A 20,265-nucleotide genomic window follows, 5' to 3' on the forward strand; every position below is an offset into this window, starting at 1 on the left:
ATGGATTTCGCACCCACTGAGGAGCAGGCCGCCGCGCAGCAGCTCGCCGCCAGGATCTTCGGGGATCTGTCGACGCACGACCGCCTTGCCCAGGCCGGTACGGGCACGGACGCCGAGCTGTGGAAGGAGCTCTGTGCGGCCGGACTGCCCGGAGCTGTCGAGGAGACGGGTCTCCTCGGGCTGGTGCTCGTCCTGGAGGAGCAGGGCCGGACGACCGCGCAGGTGCCCTTCGCGTCGAGCTGTGTGTACGGCCTCCTCGCCGTAGCCGGGCACGGCACGGCCGAACAGCGCGAGCGGCTGCTGCCACCGTTGCGGGACGGTACGGCGGTGGCTGCGGGGGCCCTAGCGGCAGCCGCCGCCGTGCACGCGGACCCGGAGCGGGGATTGAGCGGCACGGTGCCGCTGGTGCCGTGGCTGAGGGAGGCCACCCACGTCCTTGTCGCTGCCGTGGACCGGTCGCTGTGGATCGTGCGGACCGCAGATGCCGGAGTGCTGACCGAGCCGGTGGAGACCACGGCCCCGTGGTCGGCGGGACGGCTCGTTCTCGACGGTGCAGCAGGGGAACGGCTCGGCGGGGAGGCCGGGGATCGCCCGGGCGGGGAGGCCGGGGAACGGCTCGGCGGGGCGCAGGCGTACGAGGACGTGCTGGCCATGGCCCGGACGGCGTTCGCCGGGTTGCAGGCGGGGGTCTGCGCCGGCGCGGTGGCCCGCGCCGTCGAACACACCGGCACGCGCGAGCAGTTCGGACGCCCCCTCTCGACCAAGCAGGGGGTGCTGCTCCGGGCGGCCGACGCCCATATGGACACCGAGGCGATACGCGTCACGGCGTACGAGGCGGCGTGGCGTCACGACGGGGCGCTGCCGTACGCGACGCAGGCGCTGACCGCCGCGTGGTGGGCGTCCGAGGCGGGGAAACGGGTCGTTCATGCGGCGCAGCATCTGCATGGAGGCACGGGGGCGGACCTCGGCCATCCCGTGCACCGGCACTTCCTCTGGGGGCGTCAGCTCGACGCCTATCTCGGCTGCGGCAGCGAAGTGCTTCAGGAACTCGGCGGACTACTGGTGAAGGAGGGACCGCAGTGAAGGTCGGCGAGGAGCTGGCACCGCTGGAGATCGCGGTGACCCGCACCCTGATCGTGGCGGGCGCCGTCGCCTCCCGCGACTACCAGGACGTGCACCATGACGCGGAGCTGGCGCGGGAGAAGGGCGCCCCGGACATCTTCATGAACATCCTGACGACCAATGGCCTGGTCGGGCGGTACGTCACCGACCGTTTCGGGCCCTCCGCGGTGCTCAGAAGGGTCGCCATCAGGCTGGGCGTGCCGAACTACCCGGGCGACACGATGGTGTTGAGCGGCACGGTGACCGCCCTCGGCGACGACGGGACGGCCGAGGTGTCGGTCGTCGGGGCCAACGGGCTCGGCAGACATGTCACCGGCACGGTGACCATCAGCGTTCCGGAGGGTTCCGCATGAGCGTGCGCAGGGCCGATTCGCTCGGCGGACGGGCGGCCGTGGCCGGCATCGGGGCGACCGAGTTCTCCAAGGACTCCGGACGCAGCGAGCTCAAGCTGGCCGTCGAGGCCGTGCACGCGGCGCTCGACGACGCGGGGCTCAGCCCCGCCGATGTCGACGGTCTGGTCACCTTCACCATGGACACCAGCCCGGAGATCACCGTCGCCCAGGCGGCCGGCATCGGCGAGCTGTCGTTCTTCTCCCGTATCCACTACGGCGGCGGGGCGGCCTGTGCCACGGTCCAGCAGGCGGCCCTCGCCGTGGCGTGCGGTGTGGCCGACGTGGTCGTCTGCTACCGCGCGTTCAACGAGAGGTCGGGGCGGCGCTTCGGCTCCGGGGTGCAGCAGCGGGAGCCCACGGCCGAAGGGGCGGCGCTCGGCTGGAATCTGCCCTTCGGGCTGCTCACCCCCGCCTCCTGGGTGGCCATGGCGGCCCAGCGGTATCTGCACACCTACGGGCTGACCCCGGAGGCCTTCGGGCATGTCGCGGTCACCGACCGGCGCCATGCCGCGCGCAATCCGGCGGCCTACTTCTACGGGAAGCCGATCACCCTTGCCGAGCATGCCGCGTCCCGCTGGATCGTCGAGCCCCTGCGACTGCTCGACTGCTGCCAGGAGACGGACGGCGGACAGGCGATCGTCGTCACCAGCGCCGAGCGGGCCAGGGATCTGCGGCAGCCGCCCGCGGTGATCGTCGCCGCCGCTCAGGGAGCAGGGCGGGCGCAGGAGCAGATGACCAGCTTCTACCGTGACGGGCTGACAGGGCTGCCGGAGATGGATGTCGTCGCCCGCCAGCTCTGGCGGAATTCCGGCCTCTCCCCCGCCGATATCGACGTGGCGATCCTGTACGACCACTTCACCCCGTTCGTGCTGATGCAACTGGAGGAGTTCGGATTCTGCGGACCGGGGGAGGCAGCCGACTTCGTGGCGGCCGACGCACTGCCCCTGAACACTCATGGCGGACAGCTGGGGGAGGCGTACCTGCACGGGATGAACGGCATCGCGGAGGCGGTGCGGCAGATCCGGGGCACGTCGGTGAACCAGATATCCGGGGCGGCCCGGTCCCTGGTCACGGCCGGTACGGGGGTGCCCACCTCCGGTCTTGTGCTGGGCCGGGCGCAATGAGCGGGGCGGCCGGGTCCCGGGGTGCGGTCTCCGGGGGGACCCTGAGTCCTGTGGTACGGGCCCCTCCACCTTCAGGAGGTGGCAGGGAGCCCGGCCCTACACCCTGAGGCGGACGCGGTTTCGGGACCTGGGGGCGATCCCCGGGGCAGTGCCCGCTCCTAGCGTGGAGGCATGACCACGCCAGTCTGCACGGGCACCTCCAGGGGAGCCGCCGCCAACGCCGGACGCACGCCGTACGCCTCGCATGCGCCGATCACCCCGCATGCGCCGCTCGCCGGACACCCGCCGCACGGATCGACGGCACCGCGCGCCTCGGTCGCCGCCTACGCGGTGCCGCGCACGCCTGCCACCGCGCGCATCACGCCGGCCGGCGCGCGCACTCCGTACGGGGCGCGTGCGCCTTACGTCCCGTACCCGTCGTTCACGTCCTTCGTGAAGGCGCGTGGGCCGGTACTGCTGCGTGCCGCCCGCTCGCTCACCGCGAATCCCAGCGATGCCGAGGACCTGCTGCAGACGGCTCTCACGAAGACCTATGTCGCCTGGGAGCGGATCGAGGACCACCGGGCCCTCGACGGCTACGTCCGCCGGGCCCTGCTGAACACCCGGACCTCGATGTGGCGCAAGCGCAAGGTCGACGAGTTCGCCTGCGACGAGCTGCCCGAGCAGGAGACGGTGCCGGGGCCCGACCCGGCCGAGCAGCAGTCGCTGCATGACGCGATGTGGCGGGCCGTGCTGAAACTCCCGGACCGCCAGCGGGCGATGGTCGTCCTGCGCTACTACGAGGACCTCAGCGAGGCCCAGACGGCCGAGGTGCTCGGGGTGTCCATCGGGACGGTCAAGAGTGCGGTGTCCCGGGCACTCGGCAAGCTGCGGCAGGACCCGGAGCTGACACCGGTCAGGTGAGGTCCCCGCCCGAGGCGGCCGTGTCCGCCCCGGCCAGGGGGGTCATGGAGCCATGAAGGTATGGAGCCATGAAGGTACGGAGCCATGAGGGTACGGAGCCATGAAGGTACGGAGCCATGAGGGTATGGAGCCATGGACATGATTAAGGAGGGTTCGGGCGCCGGTGCCCTTCTCGTGTGATTTTGTCGGCGCCACCGATTCGTGCGCCCGGAAGTAGTGACATACCGCTCGGTATGTGCGCAGAATCAGCGGAACCTTACTGCCGCGTAGCGCCTACCGGGAGGACGCCGTGCTCAGCACCATGCAGGACGTACCGCTGACTGTCACCCGCATCCTGAGTCATGGGATGACGATTCACGGGAAGTCGCAGGTCACGACCTGGACCGGAGAGCCCGAGCCGCAGCGGCGCAGTTTCGCCGAGATCGGCCGGCGGGCCAACCGGCTCGCCCACGCCCTGCGGGACGAACTCGGTGTCGACGGGGACCAGCGTGTCGCCACACTGATGTGGAACAACGCCGAGCACCTGGAGGCGTACCTCGCCGTCCCTTCCATGGGCGCGGTCCTCCACACCCTCAACCTTCGGCTCCCCGCCGAGCAGCTGGTCTGGATCGTCCAGCACGCCGATGACAAGGTCCTCCTCGTCAACGGCTCCGTGTTGCCCCTCCTCGCGCCGCTGCTCCCCCAGCTGACGTCGCTGGAGCACATCGTCGTCGCGGGGGCCGGTGACCGTTCCGTCCTCGCCGGCACAGCGCCCCTGGTGCACGACTACGAGGAGCTGATCGCCGGGCGCGACACCAACTACGACTGGCCGGAGCTGGACGAGCGCCAGGCCGCCGCCATGTGCTACACCTCCGGCACCACGGGGGACCCGAAGGGCGTCGTCTACTCCCACCGTTCGATCTATCTGCACTCCATGCAGGTCAACATGTGCGAGTCGATGGGCCTGACCGACAAGGACACCACCCTGGTGGTCGTCCCGCAGTTCCATGTGAACGCCTGGGGTCTGCCGCACGCGACGTTCATGTCCGGCGTCAACATGCTGATGCCGGACCGCTTCCTGCAGCCCGCCCCGCTCGCCGACATGATCGAGCGTGAGAGGCCGACCCACGCCGCCGCAGTCCCCACCATCTGGCAGGGACTGCTGGCCGAGGTCACCGCCCATCCGCGTGACCTCACCTCCATGGCGCGGGTCACCATCGGCGGAGCCGCCTGCCCGCCTTCCCTCATGGAGGCGTACGACAAGCTCGGCGTCCGGCTCTGTCACGCCTGGGGCATGACGGAGACCTCGCCGCTCGGCACGATGGCCAACCCGCCCGCCGGACTGACCGAGGAGCAGGAGTGGCCCTACCGCATCACCCAGGGCCGCTTCCCCGCGGGCGTCGAGGCCAGGCTGGTCGGCCCCGGTGGCGAACACCTTCCGTGGGACGGCCAGTCGGCCGGTGAGCTGGAGGTGCGCGGTTCCTGGATCGCCGGTGCGTACTACGGCGGTGCGGACGGCGAGGCGCTGCGGCCCGAGGACAAGTTCAGCGAGGACGGCTGGCTGAAGACCGGCGATGTCGGCGTGATCAGCGACGACGGCTTCCTCACCCTCACCGACCGGGCCAAGGACGTCATCAAGTCCGGTGGTGAGTGGATCTCCAGCGTCGAGCTGGAGAACGCCCTGATGGCGCACCCGGATGTGGCCGAGGCTGCGGTCGTGGCCGTCCCGGACGACAGGTGGGGCGAGCGCCCGCTGGCGACCGTCGTCCTCAAGGAGGGTGCGAGCGCCGACTACCAGGCGCTGAAGGCCTTCCTTGCGGAGCAGGGCATCGCCAAGTGGCAGCTGCCCGAGCGCTGGTCGGTCCTGGCGTCCGTACCGAAGACGAGCGTAGGGAAGTTCGACAAGAAGGTGATCCGCAAGCAGTACGCGGAGGGCGGGCTGGACATCACGCAGCTCTGAGTCGCCGCGCTGAACTGCGGGCCGAGGACGCGAGGGCCCTGGACGTGAGGGCCCTGGACGTGAGGGCCGAGGACGTGAGGGCCGAGGACGTGAGGGCGGTACGGGATCACTCCCGTACCGCCCTCGTCGTGTCCGGACCGCTGTGGCCACCGCCGCCGTACGGCGGTCAGTTCGTGCCGATCTTCGCGAGCAGGTCGACGATGCGGGCCTGCACCTCGTCGCTCGTCGAACGCTCCGCGAGGAAGAGCACGGTCTCGCCCGAGCTCAGCTTCGGCAGGTCCGACTGGCTCATGTCGGCCGAGGTGTAGACGACCAGTGGGGTGCGGTTCAGCTGGCCGTTGGCGCGCAGCCAGTCGACGATCCCGGCCCGGCGGCGGCGTACCTGCATCAGGTCCATCACCACCAGGTTCGGCCGCATCCGGGTCGCGAGCGCGACCGCCTCGCTGTCGGTCGCGGCACAGGCGACCTGCATACCGCGGCGTTCCAGCGTCTGCGTCAGCGCGTACGCGATGTCCTCGTGCTCCTCGATCAGCAGGACCCGGGGCGGGTGCTGCTCGCTGTCGCGCGGGGCGAGTGCCTTCAGGAGTACGGCCGGGTCGGCGCCGTACGCCGCCTCCCTCGATGCCTGCCCCAGACCGGCCGTGACCAGCACCGGAACCTCGGCAGCCACGGCCGCCTGGCGCAGCGACTGAAGCGCCTTGCGGGTGATGGGGCCGGTCAGCGGGTCCACGAACAGCGCGGCGGGGAACGCCGCGATCTGTGCGTCCACCTCCTCGCGCGAGTGCACGATCACCGGCCGGTAGCCGCGGTCACTGAGCGCCTGCTGGGTGGAGACGTCGGGCGCGGGCCAGACGAGCAGCCGGCGCGGGTTGTCCAGCGGTTCCGGCGGCAGTTCGTCGTCGACGGGCTGCGGGGAGGGGCGGTTGGCGACCTCGACCGCGCCGCCGGGACCGTCCAACGGCTCCGGCCCCTCGGCTGCGCCCTCGTCGGGTGCCCCTATGGCGTAAGCGCGTCCTTCGGACGTCGGCGAGGACAGCAGCTGCCCCGAGCCCGAGCCCTGCACGGTGCCGCCCGTGCCGCCGGGGCCGGTGCCGCCCGCCGCGGGCTGCGGGTCCGCCGGCTCCGGCGCCGCGGCGGCGGGCGGAGCCGCAGCCGGCGGGGCGGTCCGGTCGGTCGGGTCGCTCCCGGGCGGGGAGGCGAGCTTGCGGCGCCGGCCGGCGCCGCCGAGCGTCTGGTTCTGCTGGTGCGCGATGTGCTGGGCGAACGGCACGCCCTGCCCGAGCGTCCGCACGCTGAACGCGCGCCCCTGCGCCGAGTCCGACGTTCCGCCGGACATCGGCGCCTCGGCGGGCAGCGGTTGCCTCCGCGCGTCCGGCCCGGGGACGAGAGTCCGCGGACGGGTCTCGTGGGGGCCGTCGGGGCCGTCGGGGCCGGCGGGGTTGCCGGGGGCGTCGGCGCTGCCGGAGCCGCGGACGTTGCCGGCCGGGGCCGTGCCGGTGGTGTGGGTGGTGCTGCCCGTCCCGGGCCACTCCACGTCGTCGGGCTGCTCTTCGGCCGGTTCGGTCGCCGCAGCCGCAGCGGGACCCCGGTTCCGGCCCGGTACGCCGTCCTGCTCCCAGCCACCGTCCTGCTCCCCGTCGGCGGACTGCGCGGACTGTTCGGGCGGTCCGGGCGGGGCAGCAGGTGCGGACGGGACGGCCTGCTCGGGCAGAGCGAAGGGAACCGCCTGCGGTGGGGCGGCGTCCGCGTGCCGGGCCCGGCGCCGTCCGGTCGGGAGCGGGTGGGCCTGCGGCGGGGTGTGGTCCTGGTCCGGCGCACCGGTCACGGCGTCGTGGCGCCCCGGCAGCGAGGCGTCGGCATCGGCGGCCGGCATCCGGTCGGCGTCGGCGGGCGGCAGCGCGAAGGGCACCCGAGGGCCGGTCGGCTCGGCCTGAGCGGCCCGGTCCTGTGCGGCGGAGAGCGCGCGGCGGGCCCGTCGCCCGGTCGGCTGACGGCGCGCGGGGGCGGACTCCGGAGCGGAGGCCGCCGAACGGGTGCCCTGAGCCTGCGCCTGCAGCCGCGCGGCATCGTCCAGATCGGAGAACGCCGTGGGGCTCGCGGATTCCACGGCGTTCACCGACGGCAGGGCCAGCCGGCCCTCACCGCCCTGCTGCGCCCGGTGTCCGGCGGCCGGTACCGGCGTCGGTGCCTCGGCCGGAACGCCCTGCGGCGGCACGGTCTGCCCGCGCTGCGGACGGCCCCCGGCTGCGCCCTCGGCCGCCGTCACCACGGAGCCCTCGGACGGTGCCGCGGCGGGCAGTGCCAGGGCGTGCCCCGGCCCCTGCTGCCCTTCGACGGCCTGAGCGCCGGTCTCCGCCGGGCTGGGCCGGCCGCGCCTGCGGCCGGAGCCCTCGCCCTGCTGGGCCGTAGTCAGCTCGTGGGCGCCGGGCCCCTCGTGCTCGACGGCAGCCGCGGCCGCGGACGGGTCCACGGACTCGGCAACAGTTCCGGCCGCAGGCTGCCGCCTGGCCCGCCGGCGTCCGGTCGGTTCGGCCGCCCCGGTGTCCCCGGTCGCCGCCCCGGGCTCGCCCGCACCCTCGGATCCGCCCACCGGGCTCTCCAGGAAGGCGTCCGTGGAGGACCTGCGCGCCCGGCGCCGCCCCCCGCCGGTCGCCTCCGACTGAGGAGCCTGAGGGACATCAGGAATCTGAGCAGCAGCCTGAGAACCCCCCAGAGCCTGCCCGGCGGCGTCCAGACCGTCCGGACCCTGCCCGTCCAAGCCCTGCCCGGCGTCCAAACCCTGCCCGGCCACCGAAGCCGGCACCGCCTGCGGACCCGTCGGAGCGCCCGGCCCGACCGGAGCGTCCGTGGCGGCCATCCCCATCGGAGCGTCCGGTGCCATCGGCGGCATCACGGTCCCCGAGCCCGCGCCCAGGGGTACTTCGAGTACGTACGCGCTGCCGCTCATGCCCGGCATCTCGTGCGTCTGCAGTACGCCGCCGTGCGCCCGCACGATCCCGCGCACGATCGGCTCGTGCACCGGGTCTCCCCCGGCGAACGGTCCGCGGACCTCGATCCGCACCACGTCACCGCGCTGTGCGGCAGCGACGACGACCGTCGAGTCGACATAACCGCCGCCCGGCACCAGCCGGGCCTTCCCGGTCGAGTCGACCCCGGCGACGTCTGCGACCAGGTGCGCGAGGGCCGTCACCAGCCGTCCCGCGTCGACCTCTGCCTCGATCGGCGGCGCATGCACCGCGAACTGGGCGCGGCCGGGACCGATGAGCTCGACGGCGGCGTCGATACCGGCGGTCACCACGCCGTCGAGCAGCACGTTCGTCCTGACGAGCGACTCGGATCCGCCGTCCAGGCGCTGATAGCTCAGTACGTTGTCGACGAGCGTCGTCATCCGTGCGTAGCCCGCGGCCAGGTGGTGCAGGATCTGGTTGGCCTCCGGCCACAGCTGGCCGGCGGGGTCGGCGGCCAGCGTGGACAGCTCTCCGCGCAGCTCCTCCAGCGGCCCGCGCAGCGATTCGCCGAGCACGGCGGTCAGCTGGGTGTGCCGGGCGGACAGGTCGGCCAGTCGCCCGGTCTGTTCCTCCGTCCGCTCGGTCTGCTCCTCCAGCGCGGAGGCGTACCGCTCGGTCCGGTCGGCCAGCTCGGCCGCGTGCTGTTCGGTCAGCGCGGTGATCTCGGCGCTGTGGTTCGCGGTCAGCTCGGCGACGGCGGCGGTGTGGTTCGCGGTGAGCTCGGAGACCTCGGAGGAGTGCTGCTCGCCGAGTTCCTCGTACGGCCTGCGATCGGTGAACGTCATCACCGCGCCGACCAGCTGGTCACCGTCGCGCACGGGCGCGGTGGTCAGGTCGACCGGCACCTGCTTGCCGCTCTTGGACCACAGGACCTGCCCGCGCACCCGGTGCTTGCGCCCCGACTTCAAGGTGTCGGCGAGCGGCGATTCCTCGTACGGGAACGGCTCGCCCTCGCCGCGCGTGTGCAGGATCAGCGGATGCAGCTCCTGGCCGCCGAGATCGGTGGCGCGGAAGCCGAGGATCTGGGCGGCGGCGGGGTTGACCAGGACGACCCGGCCGTCCGTGTCCGTACCGACGACACCTTCGGACGCGGCCCGCAGGATCATCTCGGTCTGCCGCTGCGAGCGGGCCAGCTCGGCCTCGGTGTCCACAGTGCCCGACAGATCGCGGACGACGAGCATCAGCAGCTCGTCACCCGTATACGTGCCGTTGTAGCTCGTCTGGACGTCGCTGTACGCGGCCTGCCCGTCCTCCAGGCTGGCGCTCGTCACCTCGACGGGGTACTCGTTGCCGTCGGTCCGCCGCGCGGTCATCCGCGTGGGCTTGGTACGGCCTCGCTCGTCCGCAGCCTCCGGCCTCCGCATCGACCCCGGGATCAGCTTGGAGTCGAACTCCGGCAGCAGATCGAGCAGTCCGCGTCCGACGAGCGCGGTGCCCGGCGTCTCGAACATTTCGAGGGCGATGGTGTTGGCGTTGACGACCGTACCGTTGCAGTTGACGAGCAGAAGCCCGTCCGGAAGGGCGTCGAGTATGGCTGCGAGGCGAGCAGCGCCTCGGGATGGCCTGCTGCTCACGACGACGCTTCCTCCCTGATTACTGCACCTTGCCGACAGCGGCCCCATCTTGCCCCTCGGGCCTCAGGCTGTCACTGGAGGAGTCTAAAGGCAGGGGAGGGGCAAGGGGCGGCGGATGAGGGGGAGCTCTCACCAAGGTTCTGTGCATACGGTGTACGACTCTGGCCCATTACGTGCCCCTTGTGCCGCCCCGTGGAGGGCGCAGCCGCTGCTCAGCGGACGTTCGGGAGCACCGGACGCAGCCCGTTCCAGCGCGCGATCTCGCACCCGTTGGTCCGGTCGAACGCGGCATCGATGCTTCGCCCCTGCCAGCTACCCGTGACCCGGGCGGTGGCCGGTCCGCCGAACTGCTGGGTGCACATCGCGTCCCGGGGCACCGGGGCGAACGGGTCCGCGCTCTCGCGCGGCAGCTGCGCCAGCCGGTCGCACGCCTGCTGCGCCACCGGGTGGCTGCCGCCCGCCGGCTCGCACTCCAGCTCGTACCTGCCGTCCGCCGCCGGGTCCCCCGACCCCGAGACGACCACGGTCAGATGTGTCCCGCCGTCGTCGCCCTGGAGTACGGGCAGCGGCAGCACCGGCAGCGGCAGAGGACCGGCCGAGGCCGTCGCGGCGGGGACGGCTGCGGACAGCGCGGCGAGGGACACGACGGCGGTGAGGGCGAGGCGACGCAGCATGCGAGCTCCAGTGGTCGTGCACGTCGACGGCCACGGCCGGCGACGGAGGGGAACGGCGGGGGCGGCGCCCCCGCATGACTAACGCTCCGCACGCCACGGCGTTGCGCAACCGCGGGCACTTTGCTCTCGTGGCCGACTGCCTAGTACCGTAGGCGTCGATTGGTGACACGGCGAGCAGCTGTGTCATCATCTGCACGCACCACCCGCGCTGGCGCGGGGTGTGCTGGAGGCGTCGCCTAGTCCGGTCTATGGCGCCGCACTGCTAATGCGGTTTGGGTCTTAAAGCCCATCGAGGGTTCAAATCCCTCCGCCTCCGCTTGATCACCGAAGCCCCGAGCCACTGGCCGGGGCTTCGGTCGTGTCCGGGGCCGGATCCGGGCTCCGTCGGACGGGCCTCGAAGGGGCCTCGAACGGGTGTTTTCGCAGCTCGGCAGCGGTGTGGCTAATGGATTTCGCGTGACGCCGCAGGTCATGTAATGTTGTTCTCGCAACGCCGACGGGGCAGAAAAGCCCAGGACGCCAAGCACTCGTAGCTTAACGGATAGAGCATCTGACTACGGATCAGAAGGTTGCAGGTTCGAATCCTGCCGAGTGCACAGCAGGCTAGAGGCCCCCAGGAGAAATCCTGGGGGCCTCTAGCGTTGCCCGTACAGCAGCGAAGTACAGCAACCATGTCAGCCGGTGCCGCCCACCTCGTCGGACAGCCGGCCGATCGCGTCCGGTACAGCTTCCTCGCTTGCTTCGGTGTAGACCTCCACCGGGATGCCGATCGGGGAGTGCCGAAGAATCCGCTGTGCGGGTGTTGTGTGTGCCGGGTGGGGGCGGAGCGAGGCGGTCGAAGGTGCTCAGGGGCGACTCAGCGAAGCACGCATTGCAGTCATGAGCTTTTGGCGTGCCTCTCGGAAGTCGCGCCGTATCTGTGCGCACTCAGGATCATCACGCAAATGGCCGGCGATCACCGTGTCCCGGTAGAGAAGCAATTGGTAGGCGGCGTCCCTGGCGGACTGGGCAACCTCCGGCGTAGCCAGCAGCTCCAGTTGGTACTGCTTCGCGTGCACACCGTGGGCCAGGGTGCTGGCGCGAGCGAGCTCGGCCCGCTCATCCAGAGATAGGTGCCCCGATCGGCTGGCATCGCTTATTGCGTCGCGCGCCTCAGTCAGGGCCTCCAAGAACTGGGCAGACACCGTGCGCATGGTCTCTCTGTCGCGCTCGCCTGTGTCCCGTCGCCAACGGACGCGGTCTGTAGCGAGTGTGCTGCCCACTCCAATAACCGCACCCACCGCTGTGGCAACCAACGCTGTCCATTCCATGGCCCGCAGACTATGAGCCCGCTGTGTCCGGTGACCAGGGGCTCATGGCGCGTCGAGAGGATCGGCTCGGCCACCACTGGCGTCTACGAGGACGCCGCCCTCTCACCCCAGTTGCTCGGCCAGTCCGACGATGATGCCCTCCGGGCCGCGGAGGTAGCAGAGCAGATAGCTGTCCTCGAACCGGGCGATCTCGCCGACGAGTTCGGCGCCGTGCGGGCGCAGACGGGCGACGGTGTCCTCGATGTCGTCGACGGCGAACATGACGCGGTGCGTGCCCAGGATGTTGTGCGGCTTGTTGCGGGGCCCGGCGCTCGTCGCCGCGGGGCTGCGGTACTTCGCCAGTTCGAGCCGGCTGTGGCCGTCCGGGGTCCGGATCATGGCGATGTCGCAGTGGACGCCGTCGAGTCCGGTGCACTGGTCGGCGAAGCCGCCCTGGACCTCCCCCTTGCCCTCCAGCTCCATACCGAGTTCCACGAAGAACGCGATGGCGGCATCCAAGTCCTCGACGACGATGCCGACGTTGTCCATCCGCTGAATCGCCATGCCGGCTTCTCCTTCTTCCTCGTGCGACCGGTGGTGGCCGCTGATGTCCCGTGGACGGAGACGATGGCACGTTCTCGACATCTTGTGGACGATGATCGTGCCGCCCGCCCCCGACGCGCCGTGGATCGCCACGCGTTCCCCCTCTCCGGCGGCGATCGGCTTGCCGCAGCGGTCGCACATCAGCGGCAGTTCCTCGGGGCAGGACGGGCAGCTGCGGGGGAACCAGCGGACCATCGATCCGTGCACCTCGATCAGCTGTTGACCGAGGTCGCGGACCGCCCCGGTGCGCAGGGTCGTACCGCAGAAGACGCAGTGAACGCCGCGCTGCTGCTGTGTGGACAGGCCGGCGATCGGTGGCAGCGCGACGTGCCGCCTGTCGGGTGGGGAGTCCGGGGTGGAAGGATGGCGCATGGTCGGTCTCCTGGTGATCTCAGGGTTCTGACTGGCCCCGGCCATATGGAGGTACGAACTCCGGTCCGGGGCCTTTCTGTTGCTGGGTGGCGTCGCCACTTGACTGCAAATTTATGGGACCCCCATAATGCAAGTCAAGCGGCACGCCCGATTCGAAGGAACGGGATGGCCGACATAGAGAGCGAAGGGCTGGTCGAGAGGGAGGAGGTGCAACGTGTCTTCGATGGCCTGGACGCCGTCGAGTCGATGGAGGACTCGCTAGAGAAGGCGCAGATCATCAGTCGCCTGCTCAGAGATCAGACCGAGCGCACCAAGAGGCTGAAGGAGCATCGACGGAGGATCGTGCTGCACCTGCGGTCGCAGAAAGTGACGTACCGAGAGATCGCCGAAAGCCTGGGGGTCTCGATCGGAACCGTGCAGGACATCGAGCGGGGCTACTCCGGGTCTGGAAAGAACCGCCCCAAGAAGAACACCGAGGACTCGGCCGAGTAGCAGAACGGCCGAGCGGTGTAGTGAGCACCGCCCGGCCGTAGTGACCAGCGGGTCATCACCCCGCCGATCGGAATCCACCCAGGTGAAGAGAAGGATTCGCGTTCGATCGTAGGACAGCAAGTACCCGCGTGGTGACCATCCCCACGCCCGCGAGCCGTCCGTAACGGCCCCGCTCCCGCAACCCCCGCGGCCCCACCGGCCGCCCCTCACCCCACGGACTGTGATGCGCCACCCCACCGGCGCGGCTTCGCGCCGCGCTTCTCCGGCATGCCCGGATCCCGCCTGTATCCCCGTTCCCCGCCTTCTTCAGGAGCTCGACGCGACAGCCTCCAGGCGCGCCCGGCCGCGTGCGTGGCTGCGGGCGGTGGTGTGGCTCGTCGAGGCAGGTCTGCATCGGCGGGCGGGGGCGACGACTCTGGCCGTCGCGCGCGATCTGGCTGAGCGGATGGACTACCGGCTCGGCCTCGTGCTGTACGACCTGGCGGGCACCGCTGCCCGGTGCGGGGTGTCGGTGGCGACGGTGAAGCGGCACGTCCGGGTATTGCGGGAGCTCGGTGCGCTGGTGTGGCAGCGGCACGGGACGAAGCGGAACCTGCGGCTGCCGGGCCGCCGTTACGCGGGCACGGCGACGATCTACGCCGCGACGGTCCCGGCCGTGTACGACGTCGCGATGGGACACCGTCTGGAGGGCGCCGGATACGGGGCGAGGGTGAGCGGGGTGACGGATGCGGGCCGGGCCCGTGCGGTCCAGGGCGCGCGGGCGGGGTTCGGGCCTGTGGACAACTCGCCTGCGCGGAGCCGCCGTTCAGGCCGGCGTGCACCCCATTCTTCCGGGCCCCACCACGACCTACGCAAGGCTGATGTGAGTGGGAGGTTGAACTACACCGTGCGCAGGCGTGCGACGTCCGGCAGTGCGCCGCGGCGGTCCCCGTTCCAGGTCGCCCGTGACATCGCAGTCGCCCGGCAGGTGCGCCCTCTCGTCGCCTGGACCCAGCGCGAGGGGCTGCGCCGCCTCGCGTACGCGCTGCGCCCGCTCATCGACCGCGGCCTCGATGCCCGCGACATCGCGGCCGAGCTCTGCGGCTTGGCCATCGGCCGGCGCCCGGCTCGTCCGGCGGCCCGCATCACCGCGGCCCTGGCACGGGACTCAGTGCCCGTGGGACATAAGAGATGTGCGAGCCCGCCCGAGGTGTTCAGCCGTGCTGTGACCGACGTGCGGGAGCAGTCGGCCGAGTCGGCCGGGAGCGTGGCTCCGGTCGGGGCCGACGGTGCGTCGTACGGAGTCGAAGGGCTGACGCGTGAGGAGGTCGTCCGGTTACGCTCCGCCGCCGTGACGGATCCGGGTCTGGTGCTCGCCGCCCTGGAGAACCTCGGCGAGAGGGACACCCGCCGTCTGTACTCGAACCGGCTCGTGGATGAGGTGCTGCTGCGCGAGTTCACCGGGGCGCGTGCCGTGGGCGGCGTCCCCGGCACCGGTTGCAGCCGGTACGGTGCTGCCCCGTAAGGAAGCACGGGGGCGGGTGGTTGCGCGGAATGAGCCGACGACGGTATGTGGCCAGAGGGGTGCCGGGCGGGTACCGCGTCTGGGACAACAAGGGCGGCCGTTGGTGGGGCGATCACTACGAGCTCTGCCCCGATGATCTCCTCGCGGCGTTGAACAGCGGTGCCGGCCATGCGCAGATCACCGCACTGCTCAAGAGGTACCGGGCACAGAAGCGCTGAGCCGCTGTGCCCGGCACGCACTCCTGCGTCAGGCCTCCGCGCTGACCGCCGACGGTTCCTGGGCGTGGGCGCCCGACCCGACGACGCGGCGGCGGCGGGTCGGCATTCCGAAGGTCGGGTTGGCGACGCCCCAGGCCGCGCCCTTGCAGACCAGTTCCTTGTAGAGGGCGGCGAGCCGTCCCGTCAGGGCTGCCCGGACGGCGCGGTCGTCGGCGGTGACGTACTGGATCACGCCTTCCCTGCGGCCCAGCGAGATGCACTGGTTGACGTAGCGGAGCGGCGCGCTCGGGGGCTTGGTGCCGGTCAGGCGGGCCGCGATGCCGTCTGCTGCCTGCCATGCGGTGGGGACGCCCGAGGCGCACGACATCCGCAGCGGCTTGCCGCCGGGGCCCATCACCATGGCCGCGTCGCCGATGGCGTACACGTCCGGGTGCGAGACCGAGCGCATGGCTCCGTCGACCACGATCTGGCCCGTGTCGGTGACTTCCAGGGCGGTCGCCTTCGCGATCGGGTGGACCGCGAAGCCGGTGGTCCACACCGTGACCGCGCCGGGGATGGAGACGCCGTCGGCGGTGGTGACGTGGTCGGCCTCGACGCCGGTGACGGTGGTGTTCTCGTGCACCGTGATGCCGAGCTTGCCGAAGACGTGCCGCAGATGGCGGCGCCCCTTGGGCGAGAGCCAGTCGCCGAGTCCGCCGCGGGCGGCGAGGGAGACGTCGAGGTCCGGGCGGGCCTCGGCCACCTCGGTCGCGGCCTCCAGGCCGGTGAGGCCGCCGCCGACGACGACCACGGGCTGTCCGGCCTCCAGCCGCGCCAGGCGCTCGCGCAGGCGCAGTGCCCCGGGACGGCCGGCGATCTCGTGGGCGTGCTCGGCGGTGCCGGGGACGCCCTGGCTGTTCCAGCCGCTGCCCAGCGCGTACACGAGGCTGTCGTACTCCAGCTCCTGGTCCTCGGCGCTGTCGGCGCTCCGGACGGCGACGGTCCTGCGGTCGACGTCGATGCCAGTGACCTCGGCGAGCTTCAGCTCGACGCCCGTGCCCGCGAACATCTTGCTGAAGGGCCGGGGCCTGAGGTTCTGGCCGACCGCCAGCTGGTGCATCCGGACGCGCTCGACGAAGTCGGTGTCGGCGTTGACGAGGGTGATGGCGACATCTTCGCGGTGCAGCCGCCTGGCGAGGCGCCCGGCGGCGGTGGCACCGGCGTATCCGGCTCCGATGACGATGATTCGGTGCTGCATTTCCATGCTCCTGTCTCGCGCGGGTTCGCCACTTGAACCGGGCAGACCGGCGTTTCCTGACAGGAGTGAGGTGTGATGTGGGTCACATTGGAGTCAGAAGGCGTACAGCAGGGGCGCCCCGTGGCCGTCGGCGGCAGCCCACTGCCGGGTCGCCCGTTCGAGCTTGTCGGGGTTGACCTGGTTGCGGAACGCGGCGATGCCCTCGTCGGTGATCTCCAGGCACATGATGCCGACCACCCGGTCCCCGACGACCGCCAGGACGGCGGGGGCGCCGTTGGCGGTCGTGGCGTACAGCCCGGGTGACCCGCCGGTCATGGTGCGCTTGACCTCGCTGGGCTTGAACAGCCCCCGGAGGAACTTCGCGACCTGGAGGGCGCCGCCGAACGCCTTGGCCCGGGCCGGGACCTTCCCGCCGCCGTCGCCGATCGAGACGACGTCCTCGGTGAGCAGCCGTACGAGCGGTTCGGTCCGGCCGCTGGTGGCGGCCGCGAGGAACTCCTCGACGATCCGGCGGGTGGCGGCCTCGTCGACCTCGCTGCGGGGCTTGCCCTCCGCGATGTGCTTCTTGGCGCGGTGGAAGATCTGCTGGCTGGCGGCCTCGCCGATGTCGAGGATCTCGGCGATCTCCCGGTGCGGGTGGCCGAAGGCCTCGCGCAGCACGTACACCGCCCGCTCGTTGGGGGAGAGGCGTTCCATGAGTGTGAGAACCGCGTACGAGACCGATTCGCGCTGTTCGGCGGTGTCGGCGGGGCCCAGCATCGAGTCCCCGGCGAGCAGCGGTTCGGGGAGCCACTGGCCCACATACGTCTCCCGCCGGGCGCGGGCCGATGTCAGCTGGGTGAGGCAGAGGTTGGTGAGGACCTTCGTCAGCCAGGCCTCGGGAACCTCGATCCGGTCGACGTCGGTAGCCTGCCAGCGCAGGAACGTGTCCTGCACGGCATCCTCGGCCTCGCTCGCCGAGCCGAGGAGGCGGTAGGCGATGGCCTCCAGGCGGGGCCTGGAGGCCTCGAACCGCTCGACGTCGTTCACGGTCAGGGGCATGGTTCGGATCCTAGGGCCTGACGCCGCGCGGCAGACGGCAGTTCGACGACAAGCCCCAGCTCCCGCGCCCGTTGTCAGTGTCCGGTCGTAGGGTTCGCGCATGGACTGGCAGTGCACCGGCCTCCGGTGGCCCGAGGAGCGGGGCGGCCCCGTGCTCGGGTGGCGCAAGGGCCGGGAGGTGCGGGGGAGCGCGCTGGTGTACGGGACGGAGTTCGGGTTCCGGGCCGCGGGGGCGCGGGGCTGTTCCGGGGCCCGGGGAAACGTGTGCCCGGTGGGAGCCGTGGTGTCCGCGCGGAGCACCGGGGGGCGGTGCCCGGAGTGCGGACGGCTGGACCGGGCGCACTCGGTGGCGGCCGACACGATCCCCGACGACCCGAGGACGTACCGCGTGTACCTGGCCTGGTTCGGACCCGGGATGGTGAAGGTCGGGATCACGGCCGAGGCGCGGGGCGCCGCCCGGCTGCGGGAGCAGGGGGCCGTGGTCTTCAGCTGGCTGGGGCGGGGGCCGCTGATGGCGGCACGGCGGTCCGAGGAGCTGCTGCGGGCCGCGCTCGGGGTGCCGGACCGGATTCCGTACGCGCGAAAGCGGGCGGTGCGCGCCGGGCTGCCGGTCCCGGCCGAGCGGGCCCGTGAGGTGGGTGAGCTGTACGCCCGTGCCGTCGCACTCGACGGGGGCGGCTGGCCGGAGGCGCTGGAGCGGCTGCCGTTCGAGGCCGTCGACCACGCGGGCATCTTCGGCATCGACGGGACCGGTGGGAACGGCGGGAGCAGCGGGCGGGTCGGGGCGGTGCGGGCGGTGAGCGGGCTGGTGGACGGGGGCGCGGTCGCGGGGCGGCTGGTCGCGGCGGCCGGACCGGATCTGCATCTGGAGACCGGCGACGACGGTGTGGTCGTGGTGGACACCCGGCTGATGACCGGCTGGGCGCTCGCGGCGGCCGGTCCGGCGGCCGGGGTGAGCGTGCCGACCGTGGATGCCGGGGGCGGCGCGTCGCAGGGCGGACTGTTCTGAGATCGTCGGATGCGATCGAAGGAGGAGCGCCCTATGGGTGACGAACTGGGTGACGAACGCGACGACGTGGTGCGGTTCCACGAGCGGCTGGGGCTGCCGGGGCTCATCGACGTCCATACGCACTTCATGCCGGAGCGGGTACTGCGCAAGGTCTGGGCCTACTTCGACTCCGCCGGTCCGCTGACCGGGATGGAGTGGCCGATCGCCTACCGGCAGGACGAGGACGAACGGCTCGCGCTGCTGCGTTCGTTCGGCGTGCTCCGTTTCACCTCGATGCTCTACCCGCACAAGGCGGGCATGGCGGCCTGGCTGAACGGCTGGGCGGCCGGGTTCGCCGACCGGGTGCCCGACTGCCTGCACACCGCGACCTTCTTCCCCGAGGAGGGCGTGCGGACGTATGTGACGGAGGCGGTCGAGGCGGGTGCGCGGGTCTTCAAGTCGCATCTCCAGGTCGGGGCGTACGACCCGAACGATCCGCTGCTGGAGCCCGTGTGGGGGCTGCTGGCCGAGGCGGGCATCCCTGTCGTGATGCACTGCGGGTCCGGGCCGGCACCCGGTAGGCACACCGGTCCGGAACCGGTCGGCCGGCTGCTCTCCCGGCATCCCCGGCTGCCGCTGATCGTGGCGCACATGGGGATGCCCGAGTACGCGGAGTTCCTGGCGCTCGCGGAGGCGTACCCGCAGGTGCGGCTCGACACGACGATGGCGTTCACCGACTTCACGGAGGGCTTCACGCCTTTCCCGGTGGCTGAGCGCGGGCGGCTCGAGGCGCTCGGGGACCGCATCCTGCTGGGCACGGACTTCCCGAACATCCCGTACCCGTACGCCCACCAGCTGCACGCCCTGGAACGGCTGGAGCTCGGGGACGACTGGCTGCGCGCGGTCTGCCACGACAACGCGAAGGCGCTGTTCGCCTGCTGAGGCGGCCCGTCGTGCGGGGGCCGGGGCCCGGAGGCTTTCTCAGGGAATTCACAGAATCGGGAAAGAACTCTCTCAGGGGCGTCTCACAGGGTGGGGACCATGACGACGACCACCTCGCCCCAGGGGCGCACCGAACTGCTCAGGCCGGACCGCAGCCCCGTCCGGGTCCTGGTCGTGGACGACGAGGCCCCGCTGGCGGAGCTGCTCTCCATGGCCCTGCGGTACGAGGGCTGGGAGGTGCGCAGCGCCGGGGACGGGGCAGGTGCCGTCCGTACCGCCCGTGACTTCAGGCCCGACGCGGTGGTCCTCGATGTGATGCTGCCGGACATGGACGGGCTCGCCGTCCTCAGCAGACTGCGCCGGGAGCTCTCCGACGTACCGGTGCTGTTCCTGACCGCGCGCGACTCCGTCGAGGACCGGATCGCCGGGCTCACCGCGGGCGGCGACGACTACGTCACGAAGCCGTTCAGCCTGGAGGAGGTCGTGGCCCGGCTGCGCGGGCTGATCCGGCGGTCCGGCACGGCGGCGGTGCGCAGCGAGTCGACGCTCGTCGTCGGTGACCTGATGCTGGACGAGGACAGCCACGAGGTGAGCCGGGCCGGCTCCAACATCCACCTCACCGCGACCGAGTTCGAGCTGCTGCGCTTCCTGATGCGCAATCCGCGCCGGGTGCTGAGCAAGGCGCAGATCCTGGACCGCGTCTGGAACTACGACTTCGGCGGTCAGGCCAATGTCGTCGAGCTCTACATCTCGTACCTGCGCAAGAAGATCGACGCGGGCCGGACGCCGATGATCCACACCCGGCGCGGCGCGGGGTATCTGATCAAGCCCGGTGAGTGACCG

The 20,265-nt window shown here is 71.6% G+C and carries 17 protein-coding genes and 2 tRNA genes; 13 read left to right on the plus strand and 6 right to left on the minus strand.

What is annotated here, in order from left to right; translation table 11 throughout:
• The 5 genes from ACFVW8_RS00275 (at position 1) to ACFVW8_RS00295 (ending at position 5,480) form a co-directional block, all read left to right on the plus strand.
• The gene (locus ACFVW8_RS00275) at positions 1 to 1,083 is read left to right on the plus strand and encodes an acyl-CoA dehydrogenase family protein (RefSeq protein WP_389685333.1); all 1,083 of its coding nucleotides are present in this window, start codon (positions 1 to 3) and stop codon (positions 1,081 to 1,083) included.
• Positions 1,080 to 1,475 (plus strand): MaoC family dehydratase, encoded by a 396-nt coding sequence (locus tag ACFVW8_RS00280; protein WP_389685334.1) that lies wholly within the window; start codon positions 1,080 to 1,082, stop codon positions 1,473 to 1,475. The genes ACFVW8_RS00275 and ACFVW8_RS00280 overlap by 4 nt, the downstream gene beginning before the upstream one ends.
• Positions 1,472 to 2,638, plus strand: coding sequence for a lipid-transfer protein (locus tag ACFVW8_RS00285; RefSeq protein WP_389685335.1), 1,167 nt, complete (start codon positions 1,472 to 1,474; stop codon positions 2,636 to 2,638). The genes ACFVW8_RS00280 and ACFVW8_RS00285 overlap by 4 nt, the downstream gene beginning before the upstream one ends.
• Before the next feature lie 357 nt (positions 2,639 to 2,995).
• Complete coding sequence (locus ACFVW8_RS00290; RefSeq protein WP_389685416.1) at positions 2,996 to 3,541, plus strand: SigE family RNA polymerase sigma factor; 546 nt, start codon at positions 2,996 to 2,998, stop codon at positions 3,539 to 3,541.
• A gap of 289 nt (positions 3,542 to 3,830) precedes the next feature.
• Positions 3,831 to 5,480: a long-chain fatty acid--CoA ligase gene (locus ACFVW8_RS00295; RefSeq protein ID WP_389685336.1), complete on the plus strand. Its 1,650-nt coding sequence runs from the start codon at positions 3,831 to 3,833 to the stop codon at positions 5,478 to 5,480.
• A 166-nt stretch (positions 5,481 to 5,646) separates the two neighbouring features.
• On the opposite strand, the gene ACFVW8_RS00300 is transcribed toward ACFVW8_RS00295, so the two are convergent.
• On the minus strand, positions 5,647 to 10,062 hold the full coding sequence (locus ACFVW8_RS00300; RefSeq protein WP_389685337.1) for a PAS domain-containing protein: 4,416 nt from the start codon (positions 10,060 to 10,062) through the stop codon (positions 5,647 to 5,649).
• Positions 10,063 to 10,274: 212 nt separating this feature from the next.
• On the minus strand, positions 10,275 to 10,736 hold the full coding sequence (locus tag ACFVW8_RS00305; protein WP_389685338.1) for an SSI family serine proteinase inhibitor: 462 nt from the start codon (positions 10,734 to 10,736) through the stop codon (positions 10,275 to 10,277).
• Positions 10,737 to 10,961: 225 nt separating this feature from the next.
• On the opposite strand from ACFVW8_RS00305, the gene ACFVW8_RS00310 reads away from it, so the two are divergent.
• Both ACFVW8_RS00310 and ACFVW8_RS00315 read left to right on the plus strand, forming a co-directional pair.
• Positions 10,962 to 11,052, plus strand: a tRNA-Ser gene (locus ACFVW8_RS00310).
• A gap of 207 nt (positions 11,053 to 11,259) precedes the next feature.
• Positions 11,260 to 11,332, plus strand: a tRNA-Arg gene (locus tag ACFVW8_RS00315).
• Between the two features lie 249 nt (positions 11,333 to 11,581).
• Here the strand turns inward: ACFVW8_RS00315 and ACFVW8_RS00320 are convergent.
• On the minus strand, positions 11,582 to 11,920 hold the full coding sequence (locus tag ACFVW8_RS00320; RefSeq protein WP_389685339.1) for a hypothetical protein: 339 nt from the start codon (positions 11,918 to 11,920) through the stop codon (positions 11,582 to 11,584).
• 228 nt (positions 11,921 to 12,148) lie between these two features.
• Entirely contained in the window at positions 12,149 to 12,589 is a 441-nt protein-coding gene (locus ACFVW8_RS00325; RefSeq protein WP_389685417.1) for a VOC family protein, read from the minus strand.
• 576 nt (positions 12,590 to 13,165) lie between these two features.
• Here ACFVW8_RS00325 and ACFVW8_RS00330 point away from each other — a divergent pair.
• From ACFVW8_RS00330 to ACFVW8_RS00340, 3 genes are all read left to right on the plus strand, one after another.
• A complete protein-coding gene (locus ACFVW8_RS00330; protein ID WP_389685340.1) occupies positions 13,166 to 13,492 on the plus strand; it encodes a helix-turn-helix domain-containing protein in 327 nt (108 codons plus the stop codon).
• A 364-nt stretch (positions 13,493 to 13,856) separates the two neighbouring features.
• Positions 13,857 to 14,996 carry a cell wall protein gene (locus ACFVW8_RS00335; protein ID WP_389685341.1) on the plus strand — a complete coding sequence of 380 codons (1,140 nt, stop codon included), beginning with the start codon at positions 13,857 to 13,859 and terminating at the stop codon, positions 14,994 to 14,996.
• 29 nt (positions 14,997 to 15,025) lie between these two features.
• Positions 15,026 to 15,214, plus strand: a complete 189-nt coding sequence (locus ACFVW8_RS00340) for a hypothetical protein (protein WP_389685342.1) — start codon at positions 15,026 to 15,028, stop codon at positions 15,212 to 15,214.
• A 28-nt stretch (positions 15,215 to 15,242) separates the two neighbouring features.
• Here ACFVW8_RS00340 and ACFVW8_RS00345 read toward each other — a convergent pair whose 3' ends face one another.
• Both ACFVW8_RS00345 and sigJ read right to left on the minus strand, forming a co-directional pair.
• Positions 15,243 to 16,451 (minus strand): NAD(P)/FAD-dependent oxidoreductase, encoded by a 1,209-nt coding sequence (locus tag ACFVW8_RS00345; protein ID WP_389685343.1) that lies wholly within the window; start codon positions 16,449 to 16,451, stop codon positions 15,243 to 15,245.
• A 93-nt stretch (positions 16,452 to 16,544) separates the two neighbouring features.
• Positions 16,545 to 17,492 (minus strand): RNA polymerase sigma factor SigJ, encoded by a 948-nt coding sequence (gene sigJ, locus ACFVW8_RS00350; protein ID WP_389685344.1) that lies wholly within the window; start codon positions 17,490 to 17,492, stop codon positions 16,545 to 16,547.
• 100 nt (positions 17,493 to 17,592) lie between these two features.
• Here sigJ and ACFVW8_RS00355 point away from each other — a divergent pair, with 100 nt between their 5' ends.
• The 3 genes from ACFVW8_RS00355 to ACFVW8_RS00365 all read left to right on the plus strand — a co-directional run bounded on the left by ACFVW8_RS00355 (position 17,593) and on the right by ACFVW8_RS00365 (position 20,262).
• A complete protein-coding gene (locus tag ACFVW8_RS00355; RefSeq protein ID WP_389685345.1) occupies positions 17,593 to 18,501 on the plus strand; it encodes a DUF2797 domain-containing protein in 909 nt (302 codons plus the stop codon).
• 33 nt (positions 18,502 to 18,534) lie between these two features.
• A complete protein-coding gene (locus tag ACFVW8_RS00360) occupies positions 18,535 to 19,422 on the plus strand; it encodes an amidohydrolase family protein (RefSeq protein ID WP_389685346.1) in 888 nt (295 codons plus the stop codon).
• A gap of 99 nt (positions 19,423 to 19,521) precedes the next feature.
• Positions 19,522 to 20,262, plus strand: a complete 741-nt coding sequence (locus ACFVW8_RS00365) for a response regulator transcription factor (RefSeq protein WP_389685347.1) — start codon at positions 19,522 to 19,524, stop codon at positions 20,260 to 20,262.
• Positions 20,263 to 20,265: the final 3 nt, after the last annotated feature.

Origin of the sequence: Streptomyces sp. NPDC058221, assembly GCF_042882365.1 — a bacterium.
Lineage (GTDB): Bacteria > Actinomycetota > Actinomycetes > Streptomycetales > Streptomycetaceae > Streptomyces.